The 3,620-nt window shown below is 63.8% G+C and carries 2 protein-coding genes; both read right to left on the bottom strand.

All coding sequences use genetic code 11. The features are described from left to right. Positions 1-2,615 (bottom strand): ribonuclease E/G (locus Q0094_RS14445; RefSeq protein WP_297621164.1); only part of this gene is annotated, 2,615 nt, incomplete at its 3' end. Between the two features lie 420 nt (positions 2,616-3,035). Continuing rightward, positions 3,036-3,620, bottom strand: a 585-nt coding sequence (locus Q0094_RS14440; RefSeq protein ID WP_297621160.1) for a helix-turn-helix domain-containing protein, incomplete at its 5' end; no start/stop codon positions are given.

The raw sequence follows: 3,620 nt of genomic DNA, 5'->3' as shown, positions 1-3,620 counted from the left end.
TCGCCAACCACAGCGGCGACCGGTTCGGGCGCGGGCTCTGGTGTTGGCTCTGGTGCTGGCACCGGCTCTGGCTCTGGCTCTGGCGCGGGTGCGATAGCGCTGTCGGCCTCGGGTTGGACAACCGTATCGGCAACCGCGTCGGCGGACGCAACGGGTGTCGGTTTTGCGACCTTGGCGCGGCTACGGCGGCGGGTCTTGGCAGGCGCCGCTTCGGCGGGGGCGTCGCCCTCGGGGGATGCGTCGAGCGGGGTCGCGGCCTCGGTGACGGCCACCTCGGCTGTCTGGGCGGCCTTGGGGGTGGCGGCCTTGCGGCGCCGCTTGGGCTTTGCGTCGGGCTCGGGCGCAGATGCGGCTTCGGCAACCGCGCCATCCTCGGGCGTGGCTTGCGCCAGAGGCGCTTGAACAGCGGCGTCGGTCAGGCCCGCATCCTCTTCGCCATCATCCTCATCCTCGTCGCCTTCGGCTGCGGTGGATCCATCGCCCATCTCAAAGCCAGGCTCGCCGATCTTCTTGCGCCGCCCGCGACCACCGCGACGACGACGGCGCTTTTTGCGCGGCTGATCATCGCCCGCTTCGCTGTCGCCGGCTGGTGCGCTGGGGGCCGGGGCAGCGGTCGGGGTGGCCTCGAGGTCAGCGCCATCGACCTCGGTCTCGGTCTCGGTCTCGGTCTCGGTCTCGATCACCTCGGGTTCATCTTCGATGTCGTCCATCAGCGATGCATCCATCGCAATCACCGGTGAGACGGCCGTGATCTTGCGGGTGGCGGTCTTGAACCGTTCCATCTTGAAATCAGGCGAGACGATGGTGGCGTCGGCCTCGATGCGGATCGACATGCCGTAGCGCTGCTCGATGGCCACAAGATAATCGCGCTTGTCATTCATCAGGTAGTTCACGATGCCCACGGGGGCGATCACCTTGACCTCTTTCGACCGGGCCTTGCCGCCCTCTTCCTCAAGCTGGCGCAGGATCGACAGCGCCAGGCTGTCGTCGGACCGCACCAGACCCGTGCCATGGCAATGCTTGCAGGGCTGGGTCGTGGCCTCCAGCATGCCGGGGCGCAGACGCTGTCGCGACATTTCCAAAAGGCCAAAGGTCGAAATGCGGCCAACCTGAATGCGGGCGCGGTCGGACTTGAGCTTGTCTTTCAGGCGCTTTTCGACGGAAAGATTGTTGCGACGCTCATCCATGTCGATGAAATCGATGACGATGAGACCCGCCAGATCGCGCAGGCGGACCTGCCGGGCGACCTCTTCGGCGGCTTCGAGATTGGTCTTGAGCGCCGTTTCCTCGATCGAGCCTTCCTTGGTGGCGCGGCCCGAGTTCACATCGATGGCCACCAGCGCCTCGGTGATGCCGATGACGATGTAGCCGCCCGATTTGAGCTGAACGGTCGGGTTGAACATGTCGGCCAGATAGCCCTCGACCTTGTAGCGCGCAAACAGCGGCGTGGTGTCGGTATAGGGTTTCACGTTCTTGGCGTGGGACGGCATGATCATCTTCATGAAGTCCTTGGCGTGGCGATAGCCTGCCTCGCCTTCGACCAGAACCTCGTCGATCTCGCGGGTGTAGAGATCGCGGATGGTACGGTGGATCAGATCGCCCTCTTCATAGATCGGCGCGGGCGCGATGGATTTCAGCGTCAGGTCGCGGATCTGTTCCCATTGCCGCTGGAGATATTCGTAATCGCGCTTGATCTCGGTCTTGGTGCGCTGGCTGCCCGCGGTGCGGATGATCAGGCCCGCGCCTTGCGGCACATCGATTTCCTGAGCGATTTCCTTGAGCTTCTTGCGGTCTGCGGCATTGGTGATCTTGCGGGAAATGCCACCACCGCGCGCGGTGTTGGGCATCAGCACGCAATAGCGCCCCGCAAGGCTGAGATAGGTTGTCAGCGCCGCGCCCTTGTTGCCGCGTTCTTCCTTGACGACCTGCACCAGCATGATCTGGCGGACCTTGATGACCTCCTGGATCTTGTATCTCCGGGCCCGGGGCTTGCGGGTGGGGCGGATGTCTTCCTCGGCATCGTCATCGGTGACGGTTTCGGGCGCCTGTGCGGCCTCGCCATCATCTTCCGCGCTGTCGTCGTGATCATCATCGTGATCGTGGTTGTGATCATGGTCATCACCCGCCCCGTCACCCAAAAGATCGACGGCGTCATCCATGTCGCCCAGATCGACGACCTCCATGCCACCGGGGGTCGATACGGTGCCGGTTGCCACGGCGTCACTGGCCATGCCCTCGGCCTTCGTGTCGGTGGTTTTGCGGCGACGGGTGCGGCGGGCGCGTTTGGGCTTTGCCTCTTCCTCGGCCTCATCGGCCATGGATTCGGCGTATTCGCGTTCCTCGCGCAAGAGCGCTTCGCGATCGGCGACCGGGATCTGGTAGTAATCGGGGTGAATTTCCGAAAACGCAAGGAAACCATGCCGGTTTCCGCCGTAATCCACAAAGGCCGCCTGTAGCGAGGGTTCGACCCGCGTGACCTTTGCCAGATAGATGTTTCCGGCGAGTTGTCGCTTGTTCAGCGATTCGAAATCGAATTCTTCGACCTTGGTTCCGTCAACCACCACGACCCGGGTTTCCTCCGGATGGGTGGCGTCGATGAGCATCTGCTTAGCCATTTTGTCCTTGCCCGCGACGGGCCGCGCGCGCGCCCCGGCGGTGCATTGCACCGGACGGCGGGGGCCAAGTCGCGATATGTTGTAAAGGCGATGCCGGGGGCGATGGCTGCGGCAGGGAACAAGGCCCCTATCCGTCTCGCCATGTCAGTGCCCGAAGCGTGCATCGCATCTGTCTCCGGCCGCTTCGGTTGTCCGATACGGCCCTTCATGCCCCGTTGCCGAGGCGGTTCAATTTGGGTCCGGACAGTTACATCCAGGGCCCGATCGACCTGCGATCCCTGTCGCGCACGGTTCGCTGCGCGGATGGGGGATGCAGATAAACTGATTACCCGGCGCATCGGCCGGTCCTTTCACATTAAGGGGCGCGGCTTGCAAAACGCAATGGCAATTCGTCAGCGGCTTGCCCAGCCCAAAGCGCGCTCACAGGTAATCCGACCGGCTGAGGCCGTATTTCGTCATCTTTTCATTGAGTGTGCGCCGCGGCAGGCACAGCTCGTCCATCACATTGGCGATCGATCCGCGGTGGCGGCGCATGGTGTTGTCGATCAGCATCCGCTCGAAAGCTTCGACATATTCCTTGAGCGGCTTGCCCTCGCCGATGGCTTGCGGGGCGATGTCGGCATTGTCGGCCATCAACAGCGACGCGATCGAGCCTGACCCGCGCCGCTGTTGCAAGATGGCGCGTTCAGCGATGTTGATCAGCTGGCGCACATTGCCCGGCCATGGCGCCTGCAACAGCTGAGCGGCCTCTTGCGCGGTTACCTGCGGGGCCTCGGTGCCATATTCCTCGGCGAATTGCTCGCCAAAGCGGGTGAACAGCGTCAAGATATCCTCGCCGCGCTGGCGAAGCGGCGGCAGATCGATGCGCATGGCGGCCAGCCGGTAGAACAGGTCGGGCCGCAGGCTGGCCTCGCACTGCTCCGGTTCGGGGGCGTTGCAGATCGCCACGATCCGTGTTTCGGCGGGGCTGCCTTGTTCGTTGATCACGGTCAGGAGCCGGGCCTG

It is taken from the genome of uncultured Roseicyclus sp. (genome assembly GCF_937892565.1).
Taxonomy (GTDB): domain Bacteria; phylum Pseudomonadota; class Alphaproteobacteria; order Rhodobacterales; family Rhodobacteraceae; genus Roseicyclus.
The sequence above is the reverse complement of the archived record's forward strand: the minus strand, read 5'-3'. Positions and strand labels throughout refer to the sequence as shown.